This is a genomic window from Nocardia sputorum, from assembly GCF_027924405.1.
In the GTDB taxonomy this organism is placed as follows: Bacteria; Actinomycetota; Actinomycetes; order Mycobacteriales; family Mycobacteriaceae; genus Nocardia; species Nocardia sputorum.
In genome coordinates this window covers 4,881,946-4,894,336 of the sequence record NZ_AP026978.1, presented here as the reverse complement: position 1 = coordinate 4,894,336, position 12,391 = coordinate 4,881,946, and the positions used below count along the sequence as shown (strand labels likewise).

The window sequence follows — 12,391 nt, the reverse complement described above, 5'->3', positions numbered from 1 at the left end:
CGTCAGGTGCCGTGGACGCACTCACGACGGGTCCTCGATGATCACTTCGGTTCCTCCATCGGTCCCGGCGGAAGCACCCGCACCCGATGACCGGGGGGTTGCTGCGACGTCGACGAGCCAGGTCTCTCGGTCGCTCTGGATGGTTGGCGCCGACCCCCGGCGACGGATGTCGGAGGCGAGCCGAATCATGATGCCCAGCAAGGGAAGCCTGGAACAAGAGAAGTAATCAGCGTGAGCGTAGACCTTGTCGACGCCGATGCCTCGGATCCTTGTAGTAACCAGGGATGCGCTGCTCGCTCGTGGGCGGCGTGGGCCCGGGCGCCTCGCGGAGGGCGAGTGCGCGGCGGCGGGAATCCGGCGGCCCGATGCAGCATACGGCTATCGCCGGGGCTGGGGAACGCCGGTCGGCCGAGCGGAAGTCCGTTCCGGGCAAACAGGACTCGCCAAGAAATTGCTATGCCCAATCCAGGCTGTTGGAGGCGTTTGCCGGAGTACTGTGCCCCTCGATCGTTCCGCCGATGAGGAGGTTTCGTGACCATATTGCGCCGTCTGACCCAGTTGTCCGCTGTCGCGACCAGTTCCATCGCCTTCGCGCTCGCCGGCCCGGCCACCGCGTTCGCGGCTCCGGATGCCACGATTCCCGCGTTCTCCGAGCACTCCGTGCCGGTCGCCGCCCCAGGTGACCTGTTCGGCGCCTACCAAGCCGCGATCGACGCGCTGCGCGCGCTCGGTATCCAGCCCTTCGCCTATCCGAGCGCGTCGGCGTTCTGTCTCGACAACACCACGGCCGGTCTGGCGCCTGCCGTGGCGGGCGCCATTCCGGGGCCCTGGCCGAAGAACAGCGTGCAGATTCCCGGCCAGGATCTCAGCGCCGTCAAAGCGGGGCAGGCCATGTTCACCTTCGTGCCCTACGGTCTCGGGCCGGACGGCTCGAACACCGGAGGCATGCAGGTGGCCTGGCTCAACCTGAGCACCGGCCGCGGCGGCACGGCCGCCATGGGGCCGCTGCCGGAGGTCGCCCGCTCGATGATTCCCGCGGCTGTTCCCGCGGACCTGCGGCCCACGGCCGAGCAGGCCATCCGGGACTTCCTCGTCGCGTCCCTCCCGATGGGTGGGGTGCGCGCGGTCCCGGTGGACACCGGCAAGGGCACCGTTCTCGCCGCGGTCTTCGGCACGGTGCAGAACGGCGCGAAGTCGTGCATGTTCTTGCCGACGGTCGGAATCACCGCGGTGCCGTGAGTTCCGCCGGCCGCGGCGCGGTCGCTCAGGTGAGCGAACGACCTTTCCAGCGCGCCGTGCCGCGGCGGCGGGCCCGATGCGAACGCGCCCACAGCAGCAGATAGGCCGCCACCGACACCGGATGCGCCACGGCGGCCGCGACATCCGCGCGGCTCAAGGGGCCGCCGGTTTCGGTCGAGCGGGCCAGCAGCCGCCCGGCGACGGCGGCGAGCCAGCCGATCAGGCCGATCCGGCGGACCGCGCCCCGGCCGACTACCGTCGCCACGGGCGGCACCCAATAGGCAATGGCCGCAACGAGTCCCACCGCCGCTCCACCCGCAATCGTGCCGTCGTAGGCCGACCACAGCCAACGGGTGTAGCCCGCGTCCACTTCGGCCGCACCGCGATACATCCTGGTGCGCGCCAGCCCTCCCGCGGCCGCCAGCACGGTGGAATGACCGGCTCGCCGCAGCGTACGGGCGATGTCGAGGTCTTCGGTGACGCTCCCGGCCACCGTCGTGTGACCGCCCACCGCGCGGTAGGCGGCGTTGTCGAACACGAGAAACTGGCCGCAGGCCACCGCCGTCGCGGGCCGCAGGCTCCGGTCGGCCACGGCCATCGGCAACGTCGAGGCCCACGACCAGCACAGCAGGGGCTGCACGACGGCCTCCGCCACGGATGCGGCCACTTGCAGAGGCCACGGGGAGACCAGCGCGGCTCGTCCTGCGCGCAGCGCGCCGACCGCCGCCGCGAGCGCGTGCGGCGCCAGCCGCACGTCGGCGTCCAAGAAGATCAGCACCGGCGTGAACACGTCCTCGGCCAGACGGACGCAGGCCGCGGCCTTCCCGGTCCAGCCGGGGACGGGGTCGGACTCGGTGCGCAGCAGGGTGAAGCGCGGGTCGTCGTCGATCGCCGCGCGGGCGGCGGCGCCGGTGCCGTCGGAGGAGGCGTCGTCGAGGATGCGCACCGCCAGGCGGGGTACGCCCACCTGAGCGCGCAGATCGGCGATCAGATCGGGCAGCCGGTCGGCTTCGTTCCGCGCGGGAACGCAGACGGTGACCGGCTCGATCACTGTCGTCGGGGTATCCGGCAACCGCCGCACGGTGATTCGGTTGTATAGCGCGAGGCCCGCGCCGAGCACCGCCACCGCGGTGGCGGTGCTGGGCAGAATCGAGTTCGCACGCAACGTCTTCGGCAGGTCGGCATGCACCATGGGGGTCACGCTATCCCGGCACACCGCCCCGCCGCTCAGCGATTCTGCGTCACCGAGCGCCACCAGCGGCTCAGCGAGAAGCCGACTTCCGGCGCGCCGGGCGCCGCGGGATTGCGGTCCATGTACGCCATCGCGGCGACGATGGCGGCCACCGCCAGCGTGATGCCGCCCGCGATGCCCGCCCAGCCCGCGAACGAGCGGGTGTTCGGGTCGGCGTAGCTGACCTCGGCGTGCAGCTTGGAGACCTCACCGGACGGCAGCTTCCAGGAGACGACGTTGTCGCCCTCGCGGTTGCCGTTGGTCTTGGCGACGCGCGCCGGGAACGCGACGGTGAACTGCACGTCCGAGCCGTGCGGCGGCACGGACTTCAGATCGACCCGCCCGCTCAGGCTGACCAGGTCGCCGGTGCGCTGGAACTGCAACTGGAACATGCCCTGGGTCTGCTCGGACAACTGCCCGAGCTGCTGCACGTCACCGAAGGACAGGTCTTCGAAGAAGACCTGGCTGCCGGCGTATCCGTCCTGGGCGTACGGCTCCACCCGCACCTTGGCCGCCAGCGTCTCGGGCGCCTTCAACTGCGGGCCCTTGTCCCCGGGGTCGGTGGGCACCACGGCGGCGACGATGCGTCCGGACACCCGGTCGTTGGACGAGACCCCCATCGAGACCTGCACCCGCAGGCAGCCGGCGAGCATCGGGACCAGCATCGCCGCGAGCAGGAGGACCGAAGCGACGCGCGCGCCGCGGCGTCGGGCCCGCCGCGGCGCGAGGGCCGTGGCATCGGATTTCGTGGTGACGGGACTCGGCTGCACGGGTGACATCGTGCCAGGCCAACCGCCGGTAATGAAACGCGCCAGTCGCAGCGCGCGTCGGCGTGCCACGCGCGGGAAGGCGGGCTCGGTCAGCGGCGCGCGCGAGCCAGGGCGACCAGCAGCGGGACGCCCAGCAGGCCCAGGCCGGCGAAGCCGTACCCGGCGGACGACGGAAGATCCAGGAACACCGCGTGGGCCAGCGCCGATCCGAGCCAGGTCCACAAGAACAAGGCCACCGGCACGGTGAGCGCGATCGCGCGGCTGCGCGCAGGCACGGGATCCGGCGCCGCGCGCTCCCAGATCGCGAGCAATCCGCCCATCAGGAGCGCGACGGCGAACCAGCCCAGGTAGTTCGTCACCGGAATCCACTCCAGCCCGGGTAGCCCGGAGCTGGTGTCGCACCAGGTCCACTGCCCGTCGGCCACCATCTGCGGATCGAGGAACAGGTCCCAGCCCACCGCGCCCGCCGCCGTCGCCAGGACCCGGGCGGCCGTGCGGCGCGACACCATCCCGGCCACCACCCACACCGGATACATCCCGCCGGTCCAGGCCAGCGGGACGAGCAGCGGCACCTCGAGCAACGCGGGCCCGAGCCGGTCGGTGGCGTACTGGTAACAGCCGAACGGAATGCCGGTCGCGGTGCCGATCACCTCCGCCGTGAGCCCGACGCCGGAGACGATGACCAGGAAGCCGGCGGCGTAGCGGAAGCCCCTGGTCGCGGTCGCGTGCGCCAGCGCGGCGGCGGCGGAGAGCAGCACGACGGCCACGGTGACGCGGTCCCGCGCGCCGCCCGTGGCCAGCGGATATCCGATCTGCGCGGCGACCGTCAGGACGACGAGGGCCAGCGGTAGGAGGAAGGTCGCCGAGCGATACGGGGACCCGGGGCCCGCGGGGCGGCCGGGTGCCGTCCGATTCGTGGCGGCCGGCGGCGGGTCACCCGCATCCGTCATCGGCGCAGCCACCGCGACAGGCCGCGCCGGTTCAGGTCGCGCAGCGCGAGCGCGGCGGCCGTGCGGCCGCTCGCGCCGGAGACGCCGCCACCGGGGTGGGTGGACGCGCCGGTCAGATACAGCCCCCGCGCGCCGGGCACCCGCTGGCCCGCCAGCTCGGGCAGCGGGCGCCACAGCATCATCTGGTCCAGCGACATCTCCACGTGCATGACGTTGCCGCCGATGAGCCCGAGCTCGCGCTCCAACTCCACCGGCGTCTGCACGTGCGTGTGCGTCACCGTGCCGGCGAAACCAGGCGCGTACGAGTCGACTTCGGCGATGATCCGCTCGCCTTCGCGCTGCGCGAGATCGGCCCAATCGGCACCGGAGGACAGGCGGTAGGGATGCCACTGCGCCCACAGCGACAACTGATGCGCGCCGGGCGGCGCGATGGTCGGGTCGAGCGCGCTGAAGCTCATGGCCAGGACGACCGGTCGCGGCGGCAGGTCCCCGGCCAGCGCCGCGCCGTGCGCTCGCCGCAACTGCGCGCGGTCGGACACCAGGAATTGCAGGCCGCGGGCGGACTGGTCGGCCGGGCTGCCGGGATAACGAGGCAGTGCCGTGGTGGCGGCCCGCACCACCATTCCGATTCCGGGCCCCACGCGGATGCGCCTGCGCCAGCCGTCGAGCAGCGCGCCGTCGAAGCCGCCGTCGCGCAGCAGCTCCAGCGTGGTCAGCACATGGCAGCCCGCGATCACGATGTCGGCGCGCAGCTCTCGGCCCGACGCGGTGCGCACCCGCCAGCGCTCGCCGTCGCGGCGCAGCGCGGACACCGCGTCGCCCGCGGTCACCACCCCGCCGTCGGCGCGCAGCCGCGCCACCAGCGCCGTGGTCAGCGCCCCGCTGCCGCCGACCGCGCGCCCCGGCGGCAGCGTGTGCATGAGCGCGGCGAACCCCACCATCGGCGCCGTGCCGGGCTCCGACATCGGCGGGCCGGACTGCGCGCCGAACCAGGCCAGTGACGCCTTCAACCGTTCGTCCTCGAAGCAGGCGTCCAGCAGCGCGTCACCGGATTGCAGGAACTCCCGGGACAGGGCGCTGCCGCCGTCCTTCGCCTCCAGACCCCAGAACGACCGCACCAGCCGGCCCGGCGTCGGCCCGCCGCCGAAGGCCCGCATCACCCGGGCGCTGCGCGGGCCCCACACCCGCACGAAGCGACGGTAGGCGTCCGCGTCGCGTGGTCCGCAGGCCGCCGCGATCGACGCGCAGGTCGCTTCCAGGTCGCGCTGGAACACCAGGGCGGGACGGCCGCCGTGCGCGGGGGTGAAACCCCATGGGTCGCAATCGATGTACCGCAGGCCGAAGCGGGCGAGTTCCAGCTCCTCGACGATGCCGGTGTGGCGGATCATGATGTGCGCCGACGAGCCGCGATCGACGCGATGGCCGGGGAACCGTTCGACCGTCGAGACCGCCCCGCCGAGGACCACGTCGCGTTCGAGCACTTCGACCTGGTGACCGGCGCGGGCGAGATAGCACGCTGCGACCAAGGCGTTGTGACCCGAGCCGACGACGACCGCCGTCACGTGACCCTCACAGCGGCAGCCGCCTGCCGAGGATCGCGAAGGGCCGGTTGTCGCCCGCGAAGACGAAATTGCGGACCACGTCGGTGAATCCCTGCCTGCGGTACAGCCGCCAGGCGCGATTGTCCTCACCGGCGACCTCGGGCGTCGACAGCAGCACGGCGCGCTCGGTGCGATCGCGCAGCAGCCGTTCCAGCAGCGTGCCGCCGATGCCGCGGCCCTGTGCGGCGGGATGCACGTGCAGTTCGGTGAGCTCGAAGTAGTCCGAGAGCAGCTCCCGCGCGGAGTGTTCCGGCCAGCCCGAACGCCGCATCCCGCTGTGCACCTGCTGGTGCCACCACTGGTGCGCGGCGCCGCGATAGCCGTAGGCGATCGCCACGATCGGCGCGGTGCGCAGATCGATCCGGCCGGAGTCGTCGGGCAGCACCGCGGCCACCGCCTGCCAGCCGGGCCGGGTGGTGTGCTCGGTCCACATCGGCGCGCGATGGTTCTCGGTCCCGCGCGGATAGTCCATCGCGGCCACGTAGACCGCCAGCGCGTCGTGCAGCCGGGAGCGCAGAGCCGCCACCGAGAGATCGATGACGGCGGGTGCGGGAGTGTGATTGGGCTTGACGGCGGTCATGGCTCTCGTCGGTCGCGCGGACGCGGAAGTTTGTCGGTGGGCGTCTTTATATTGAAGCTCAATTCAAACGTTCGAATACCTGTTCGGTCCGGGCGGTGCTGGAAAGCGGTGGGGCACGCCGCGTCCAGCACGGATACGGGCCAAGGTACGCGATGGTGGAGGGACGGCGATGTCTGGTCGAGTGGAACATCCGGGCCGGCCCGGCCGGGCCGGCAAACTGCTGGAGCGCGCGGACGGGTTGCTCATGCAGGCGGCGGGGGAACGGGATCCACGGGAGCGGTTCCGCACCGCCTACTTGGCGGCGTTGCGTGGCGCGGGCGCGGTGATCGCGCTCACGGGCGCCGATGCCGCACCCCGGGCGCGCTCGCGCAACGCGTGGGTGCTGATGCAGCGCGCCGCGCCGGAATTCGTGATGTGGGCGGATTACTTCAGCGCGCGCTCGGAGCTCAGGGCGGCGCTGGAGGCGGGACTGGACCGGAACGTCGACGAACACGAGGCGGACGAGTTCTCTTCCCGGGTCGCGGCATTCCTGCACGACGTGGAAGATCTCCTCGCGGCATCGGCTCGGTTGCGGCCCGCCCCCGGATTGTCCGGCGGGATGACCGATTGGTTAACGGGCTGAAGACGGACTACGTCCTACTGCGCACATTAGGTGGTCTGGCCCTGATCGAACTCGTATCATTGGTGTCAGATGGCCGCCAAGGTCGGCTATCTGTCGTCTACCCGGAGGCGACAGCCACGTCCTAGTGCCGGGGGAGGTACCGTGCCACTCTCCGAGCACGAGCAGCGCATGCTCGAACAGATCGAGAGCGCTCTCTATGCTGAGGATCCCAAGTTCGCCTCGTCCGTCCGCGGCGGACGGCTACGTTCGACCTCGAGTCGTCGCAGACTCCAGGCCGCGGCGTTGTTCGTCCTCGGCCTCTTTCTCCTCGTCGCAGGCATCGCCGCACCAGTGAAGCCCGGCGGCTTCCCGATCATCAGCCTGATCGGGTTCATCGTGATGTTCGGCGCCGGCGTGCTGCTGCTGCTCGGCACCTCCAAGAGCATCGCCAAGAATGATCGGTCCGGCGGCCAGGCGGCGTCCGGCGGCTCGGGCGGCCGGGGTCGCCAGCGGAAATCGGGCGGTTTCTCCGAGCGCATGGAGGATCGCTTCCGCCGGCGGTTCGAGCAGGAGTAGCTCGCCCGTAGCCGGACAACTTCAGCACGACCGGCGACGCCGCACCGCGATGGTGCGGCGTCGCCGGTTCGCGTATGCGGCCTCCCGCGCCGTGGATGATCATCGGGCCGCGCTTCCGCCTTCCCCCACACCTCCCCACGAAGTTCCCCCACCGCGCCCCCGCGCAACCGGCACCAAGGAGTTTGCTGGGTGTTTTCGGGCGTTTGTCCGCAGGGGTGGCGCGTGTCGGCAGAACTCGCGAAAGTTCTCCACGCCGGTGATAGCTGGCATGACCTGCGGAATCGTCTGGGTCGGGAGCCAGATCACCGCTTGTTTCGATTGAAAGTGGGGGAAAGTGGGGTAATGTGGAGCGCGCAGTACTGAAGGGCCGACCATCGAGGTGATCGTTAGGGAGGTATCGAGATGTTTCTCGGTACCTACACACCTCGCTTGGACGACAAGGGGCGACTCACGTTGCCTGCGAAGTTTCGAGACGATCTGGCGGGAGGGTTGATGGTCACGAAGGGGCAGGACCACAGCCTTGCCGTGTACCCGAAAGAGGAGTTCACCGCGCTCGCCCGGCGGGCCGCGGCCGCGTCTCGAAGCAATCCGCAGGCCCGTGCGTTCGTCCGGGCCCTCGCGGCCGGAACGGACGAGCAGCGTCCGGACGCGCAGGGCCGGATCGTGTTGTCCGCCGACCATCGTCGCTACGCCAACCTGCAAAGGGATTGCGTGGTGATCGGTTCGGTCGACTTCCTGGAGATTTGGGACAAGCAGGCGTGGGAGTCCTACCTCGCCGAGCACGAGGAGGACTTCTCGCAAGCCAGAGACGAGTCGCTGGGCGGAATCTTCTAGCCGCGGGCGCGCGAGTGCCACGCGGTCTCTGCCCGGACGCGGACCCTGACGTACTTCCCCGACGCCAGGTGCCGAAGTTCGGTCAGAGACCACGGGGCATTCGCACTTCTATCGAAAGCACTGTGTATCAAGGCGACCCGTGTGCGGTGCGCGACGACGCGAGGCAGACTCCGGGAGGTCGAGGTGAACCGTGAACAGCGCGGTCCCCGCCATGTTCCGGTTCTGCTCGAGCGAGCCGACGCGCTGCTCGGCCCGGCCTTGTCCGAGCCCGGCGCGGTCTACGTCGACGCGACGCTCGGCCTCGGCGGGCACGCCGAGCACTTCCTGAGCAGCTACCCCGGCCTCCATCTGGTCGGGCTGGACCGTGACACCACCGCGCTGCGGTTGGCCGGCGAGCGGCTCGCACCCTTCGCGGACCGAATCACGCTGGTGCACACCCGCTATGACGGCATCGCCGACGCGCTGCGGGAGGCGGGGCTGCCCGCCACCGGTTCGGTCTCGGCGATCCTGATGGACCTCGGCGTGTCGTCGATGCAGCTGGACGAGGCCGATCGCGGCTTCGCCTATTCCGTCGACGCCCCCCTGGACATGCGGATGGACCCGACCAGCGGGCTCACCGCCGCCGACGTACTCAACACCTACAGCCACGGCGACCTCGCCCGGGTGCTGAAGACCTACGGAGAGGAACGTTTCGCCGGCCGGATCGCCGCGGAGGTGATCCGCCGTCGCCAGGTCAAACCGTTTCGTACCAGCGCCGAACTGGTGGAACTGCTGTACGCCACGATCCCCGCGGCGACGCGCCGCACCGGCGGGCATCCGGCCAAGCGCACCTTCCAAGCGCTGCGGGTGGAGGTCAACGGGGAGCTCGACTCCCTGCGAGCCGCACTGCCCGCCGCGCTGGCCGCGCTGCGCGTGGGCGGCCGCATCGTCGTCATGTCCTACCAATCACTGGAGGACAAGGTGGTCAAGCAGGAGTTGGCCGCACGCACCGCGTCCCGAACCCCGGTGGACCTGCCGGTCGAACTCCCCGGCATGGGACCGGAGTTCCGGATGCTGACCCGGGGCGCGGAAAAGGCGACCGAGCAGGAGATCGAGGACAACCCGCGGGCGGCCCCGGTACGCATGCGTGCCGCCGAGCGGATCGAGGAGGCGCGGTGAGCGAGCAGTACCCGGCGCTTCGCCGCGCCGGCCGCGCGCGGATGTCCCGCGCAGCCGGCGGAGGCCGGATGAGACAGCGGCGCGCTGTGCCGCTCCGGCGTCCCGGGAGGACAGAGGAGGGGAATCGATGAGCGTGCGGACGCGGACCGTCGAAGCGCCGGGCCGGGTCGCCCGGCGGGTCCAGGATGCCGAGCGGGTGAAATCGGGCGCGGCGCAGCGCGCCTACGCGCGGCGGCGGATGCGCGCCGAGACCGGGTCGGACAGCACCTTCCTGCCTACCGTGCGGCGCTCGGCGATGGCCACGCGCATCCCGTTCGTCACGGCCATCATCGCCTTGCTCGGATGCGGCCTCGCGCTCACCTTGCTGCTGACCACCCGCGCCGCCGAGGACAGCTACCAACTCGGCGACGCGCGGGCGACGAACCGGCGGCTGGCCGACGAGCGCGCGGCCCTGCAGCGCGAGGTCGAGGTCGCCGATTCGGCGCCGGAACTGGCCCTGCGGGCGCGCGAGCTGGGGATGATCCCCGCCAAGGACCCGGCCCGTCTGCTGATCGGACCGGACGGCTCGGTCACCGTGATCGGCAAGCCCACCCCGGCTCAGGGCACTCCCGTGCCGCCGCTGAACGCCGGGCCCTCGGCGCGTTCGCCGCAAGGCGAGCGGGTGGTTCCGGTCACCACCACGCCCGGAGCTCCCGTACCGGGCCGGCCGAACACCGGGCCGCCGGCCGACGCCCAGGTGAACGCGTCGCCCCCGCCGGGTAGCCAGGTCCCGGCAGCGCCCGCGCCGGTCGTTCCGCCCCAGGCGGGACTGCCCGCGCCCACACCGCCCGCCGCCGCGCCGCAGACACCGGCGGACGCGACCTCGACCGATCCGGAAGCCGCGCCGGCGCCCCAGGGAGTGCCGCAGTGACCCATCCCGGGCCCGCGCCGCGCCGGCGACGCGGGCCCGCGGCCCCCCGTGCCACGGGCAGGCCGCGGCCATCGGCGGCGGCTGTCCCGGACGGTCCGCTCCGGTTGCGCCTCGGCGTCGGCCGGGTGGTCATGCTCGTCGCGCTCGCGGTGGTCGCGCTGCAATTGCTGTGGGTGCAGAGCGTCGCGGCGCCGGGGCTGTCCGCGCAGGCGGCCAGCCAGCGCACCACCCATCAGCCCGATCCGGCCACCCGCGGCCCGATCACCGACCGCAACGGCAAGGCGCTGGCGTTCACCGTGTCGGCCAAGGCGCTGCACTTCCGGCCGGTCGCCGTCCGGAAGGAATTGGCGGACGCCAGGGCCAAGAGCGACAAGGCGCCGGATCCGGACCAGCGGCTGCGCGACATCGCGCGCACCGTCCACGAGAAGCTCGGCAAAGACGCGCCCGCGGAATCGGACCTGCTCGCGAAGCTGAACAGCGACGAGCAATTCGTGTTCCTCGCCCAGAACGTCGACCCGCGCATCGCCGACGAGATCACCGAGAAATTCCCACAAGTCGGCGCCGATCAGCAGAGTCCGCGGGTGTATCCCGGCGGGTCGCTGGCGGCGAATGTCGTCGGTGCGGTCGGCTGGGACGGCCACGGGCAGATCGGGCTCGAGTCGTCGCTGGACTCGGTGCTGGCGGGTACCGACGGATCGCACACCTACGATCGCGGTTCCGACGGCGCGGTCATCCCTGGCAGCTGGCGCGACGAGCAGCCCGCGGTCAACGGAGCCTCCGTCGAACTCACCCTGGACTCGGACCTGCAGTACTACGTGCAACAGCAGGTGCAGCAAGCCAAGGACGTGTCGGGTGCGGGCAGCGCCTCGGCCGTCGTCCTGGACGCCAAGACCGGGCAGGTGCTGGCGATGGCCAACGACAACACCTTCAACCCCAGCCTGGGTCCGCAGAAGTGGGCCAATGCCCAATTGAGCAACCCGTCGGTCACGGACGTGTTCGAGCCGGGCTCGGTGAACAAGATCGTCACGGCGGCCGCGGCCATCGACTACGGCCTGACCGATCCGGACGAGGTGCATCAGGTGCCCGGCGCGATCCAGATGGCGGGCGTCACGGTGCACGACGCGTGGTCGCACGGCGTCGAGCCCTACACGACCACGGGCATTTTCGGCCGGTCCTCCAATGTGGGCACGCTGATGCTCGCGCAGCGCGTGGGCGAGGACCGCTTCGCCGACATGGCGCACCGGTTCGGGCTCGGGCAGCGCACGGGCATCGGCCTGCCGGGCGAGAGCGCGGGCCTGATGCCGGACCGGGAGCAGTGGTCCGGCGGCACCTTCGCGAATCTCCCGATCGGGCAGGGTCTTTCGATGACGACGCTGCAGATGGCGAGCATGTACCAGGCGATCGCCAACGACGGCGTGCGGATTCCGCCCCGGATCGTGCGGGCGAAGATCGCGCCCGACGGCACGCGCGCCGAGGAGACCCAACCGGACGGCGTGCGCGTGGTGAGCAAGCAGACCGCCGCCACGTTGCGAACCATGTTCCAGGCCGTGGTGCAGCGTGACCCGATGAACGCCAACCAGAACGGCACCGGATGGCCCGCGGCCATCACCGGCTATCAGGTGGCGGGCAAGACCGGTACCGCGCAGAAGGTCGATCGCGCGTGCCGGTGCTACTCCACGTCGTCGTTCTGGATCACCTTCGCGGGCATGGTTCCCGCGGACAATCCGCGGTACGTGATCGGGCTCATGCTCGACGCGCCCGTCCGCAGTTCCGACGGCTCCGGCGGCGGTTCGGTCGCGCCGCTGTTCCACAACATCGCCTCGTGGGCCTTGCAGCGCGACCGCATTCCGCCGTCCGCGCAGCCGTCCCGGCAATTCGTCCTGCAGGCGGGCTGAGCGAGCTGTCCCGCCCGGCGTGCCGGGGCTGCGATCGGTAGCGAAC

12 protein-coding genes and 1 riboswitch are annotated in these 12,391 nt (G+C 71.4%); of the genes, 7 read left to right on the top strand and 5 right to left on the bottom strand.

The window, feature by feature from the left end:
• Nucleotides 1-52: 52 nt before the first annotated feature.
• A riboswitch (SAM riboswitch) is annotated at nt 53-146 on the bottom strand.
• Between the two features lie 385 nt (nt 147-531).
• On the top strand, nt 532-1,239 hold the full coding sequence (locus QMG86_RS22080) for a hypothetical protein (protein ID WP_281874583.1): 708 nt from the start codon (nt 532-534) through the stop codon (nt 1,237-1,239).
• Between the two features lie 25 nt (nt 1,240-1,264).
• Here QMG86_RS22080 and QMG86_RS22075 read toward each other — a convergent pair whose 3' ends face one another.
• The 5 genes from QMG86_RS22075 to QMG86_RS22055 form a co-directional block, all read right to left on the bottom strand.
• Nucleotides 1,265-2,431: a glycosyltransferase family 2 protein gene (locus QMG86_RS22075; RefSeq protein ID WP_281874582.1), complete on the bottom strand. Its 1,167-nt coding sequence runs from the start codon at nt 2,429-2,431 to the stop codon at nt 1,265-1,267.
• A gap of 35 nt (nt 2,432-2,466) precedes the next feature.
• Nucleotides 2,467-3,249, bottom strand: coding sequence for an LppM family (lipo)protein (locus QMG86_RS22070; protein WP_434085514.1), 783 nt, complete (start codon nt 3,247-3,249; stop codon nt 2,467-2,469).
• An 80-nt stretch (nt 3,250-3,329) separates the two neighbouring features.
• Nucleotides 3,330-4,190, bottom strand: coding sequence for a carotenoid biosynthesis protein (locus QMG86_RS22065; protein ID WP_281874581.1), 861 nt, complete (start codon nt 4,188-4,190; stop codon nt 3,330-3,332).
• Complete coding sequence (locus QMG86_RS22060; RefSeq protein ID WP_281874580.1) at nt 4,187-5,752, bottom strand: phytoene desaturase family protein; 1,566 nt, start codon at nt 5,750-5,752, stop codon at nt 4,187-4,189. Before QMG86_RS22060 ends, QMG86_RS22065 begins: the two co-directional genes overlap by 4 nt.
• 7 nt (nt 5,753-5,759) lie before the next feature.
• Nucleotides 5,760-6,371: a GNAT family N-acetyltransferase gene (locus tag QMG86_RS22055; protein WP_281874579.1), complete on the bottom strand. Its 612-nt coding sequence runs from the start codon at nt 6,369-6,371 to the stop codon at nt 5,760-5,762.
• Between the two features lie 169 nt (nt 6,372-6,540).
• Here QMG86_RS22055 and QMG86_RS22050 point away from each other — a divergent pair, with 169 nt between their 5' ends.
• The 6 genes from QMG86_RS22050 (at nt 6,541) to QMG86_RS22025 (ending at nt 12,345) form a co-directional block, all read left to right on the top strand.
• Entirely contained in the window at nt 6,541-6,993 is a 453-nt protein-coding gene (locus tag QMG86_RS22050) for an SAV_6107 family HEPN domain-containing protein (RefSeq protein ID WP_281874578.1), read from the top strand.
• 141 nt (nt 6,994-7,134) lie between these two features.
• Nucleotides 7,135-7,548, top strand: a complete 414-nt coding sequence (locus tag QMG86_RS22045) for an SCO2097 family morphological protein (protein ID WP_281874577.1) — start codon at nt 7,135-7,137, stop codon at nt 7,546-7,548.
• 402 nt (nt 7,549-7,950) lie between these two features.
• On the top strand, nt 7,951-8,382 hold the full coding sequence (gene mraZ, locus QMG86_RS22040) for a division/cell wall cluster transcriptional repressor MraZ (RefSeq protein ID WP_039797118.1): 432 nt from the start codon (nt 7,951-7,953) through the stop codon (nt 8,380-8,382).
• 183 nt (nt 8,383-8,565) lie between these two features.
• Complete coding sequence (gene rsmH, locus QMG86_RS22035) at nt 8,566-9,540, top strand: 16S rRNA (cytosine(1402)-N(4))-methyltransferase RsmH (RefSeq protein WP_281874576.1); 975 nt, start codon at nt 8,566-8,568, stop codon at nt 9,538-9,540.
• Nucleotides 9,541-9,667: 127 nt separating this feature from the next.
• Nucleotides 9,668-10,450 (top strand): cell division protein FtsL, encoded by a 783-nt coding sequence (gene ftsL / locus QMG86_RS22030; RefSeq protein ID WP_281874575.1) that lies wholly within the window; start codon nt 9,668-9,670, stop codon nt 10,448-10,450.
• Nucleotides 10,447-12,345 carry a peptidoglycan D,D-transpeptidase FtsI family protein gene (locus QMG86_RS22025; protein WP_434085515.1) on the top strand — a complete coding sequence of 633 codons (1,899 nt, stop codon included), beginning with the start codon at nt 10,447-10,449 and terminating at the stop codon, nt 12,343-12,345. The genes ftsL and QMG86_RS22025 overlap by 4 nt, the downstream gene beginning before the upstream one ends.
• The last annotated feature ends 46 nt before the right edge of the window (nt 12,346-12,391 follow it).

What these genes read in the sequence shown, in the direction of transcription:
- QMG86_RS22050 (WP_281874578.1), top strand. Translation starts at nt 6,541, where the DNA reads ATGTCTGGTCGAGTGGAACATCCGGGCCGGCCCGGCCGGGCCGGCAAA.
- QMG86_RS22070 (WP_434085514.1), bottom strand. Translation starts at nt 3,249, where the DNA reads ATGTCACCCGTGCAGCCGAGTCCCGTCACCACGAAATCCGATGCCACG.
- ftsL (WP_281874575.1), top strand. Translation starts at nt 9,668, where the DNA reads ATGAGCGTGCGGACGCGGACCGTCGAAGCGCCGGGCCGGGTCGCCCGG.
- QMG86_RS22075 (WP_281874582.1), bottom strand. Translation starts at nt 2,431, where the DNA reads ATGGTGCATGCCGACCTGCCGAAGACGTTGCGTGCGAACTCGATTCTG.
- QMG86_RS22055 (WP_281874579.1), bottom strand. Translation starts at nt 6,371, where the DNA reads ATGACCGCCGTCAAGCCCAATCACACTCCCGCACCCGCCGTCATCGAT.
- QMG86_RS22065 (WP_281874581.1), bottom strand. Translation starts at nt 4,190, where the DNA reads ATGACGGATGCGGGTGACCCGCCGCCGGCCGCCACGAATCGGACGGCA.
- mraZ (WP_039797118.1), top strand. Translation starts at nt 7,951, where the DNA reads ATGTTTCTCGGTACCTACACACCTCGCTTGGACGACAAGGGGCGACTC.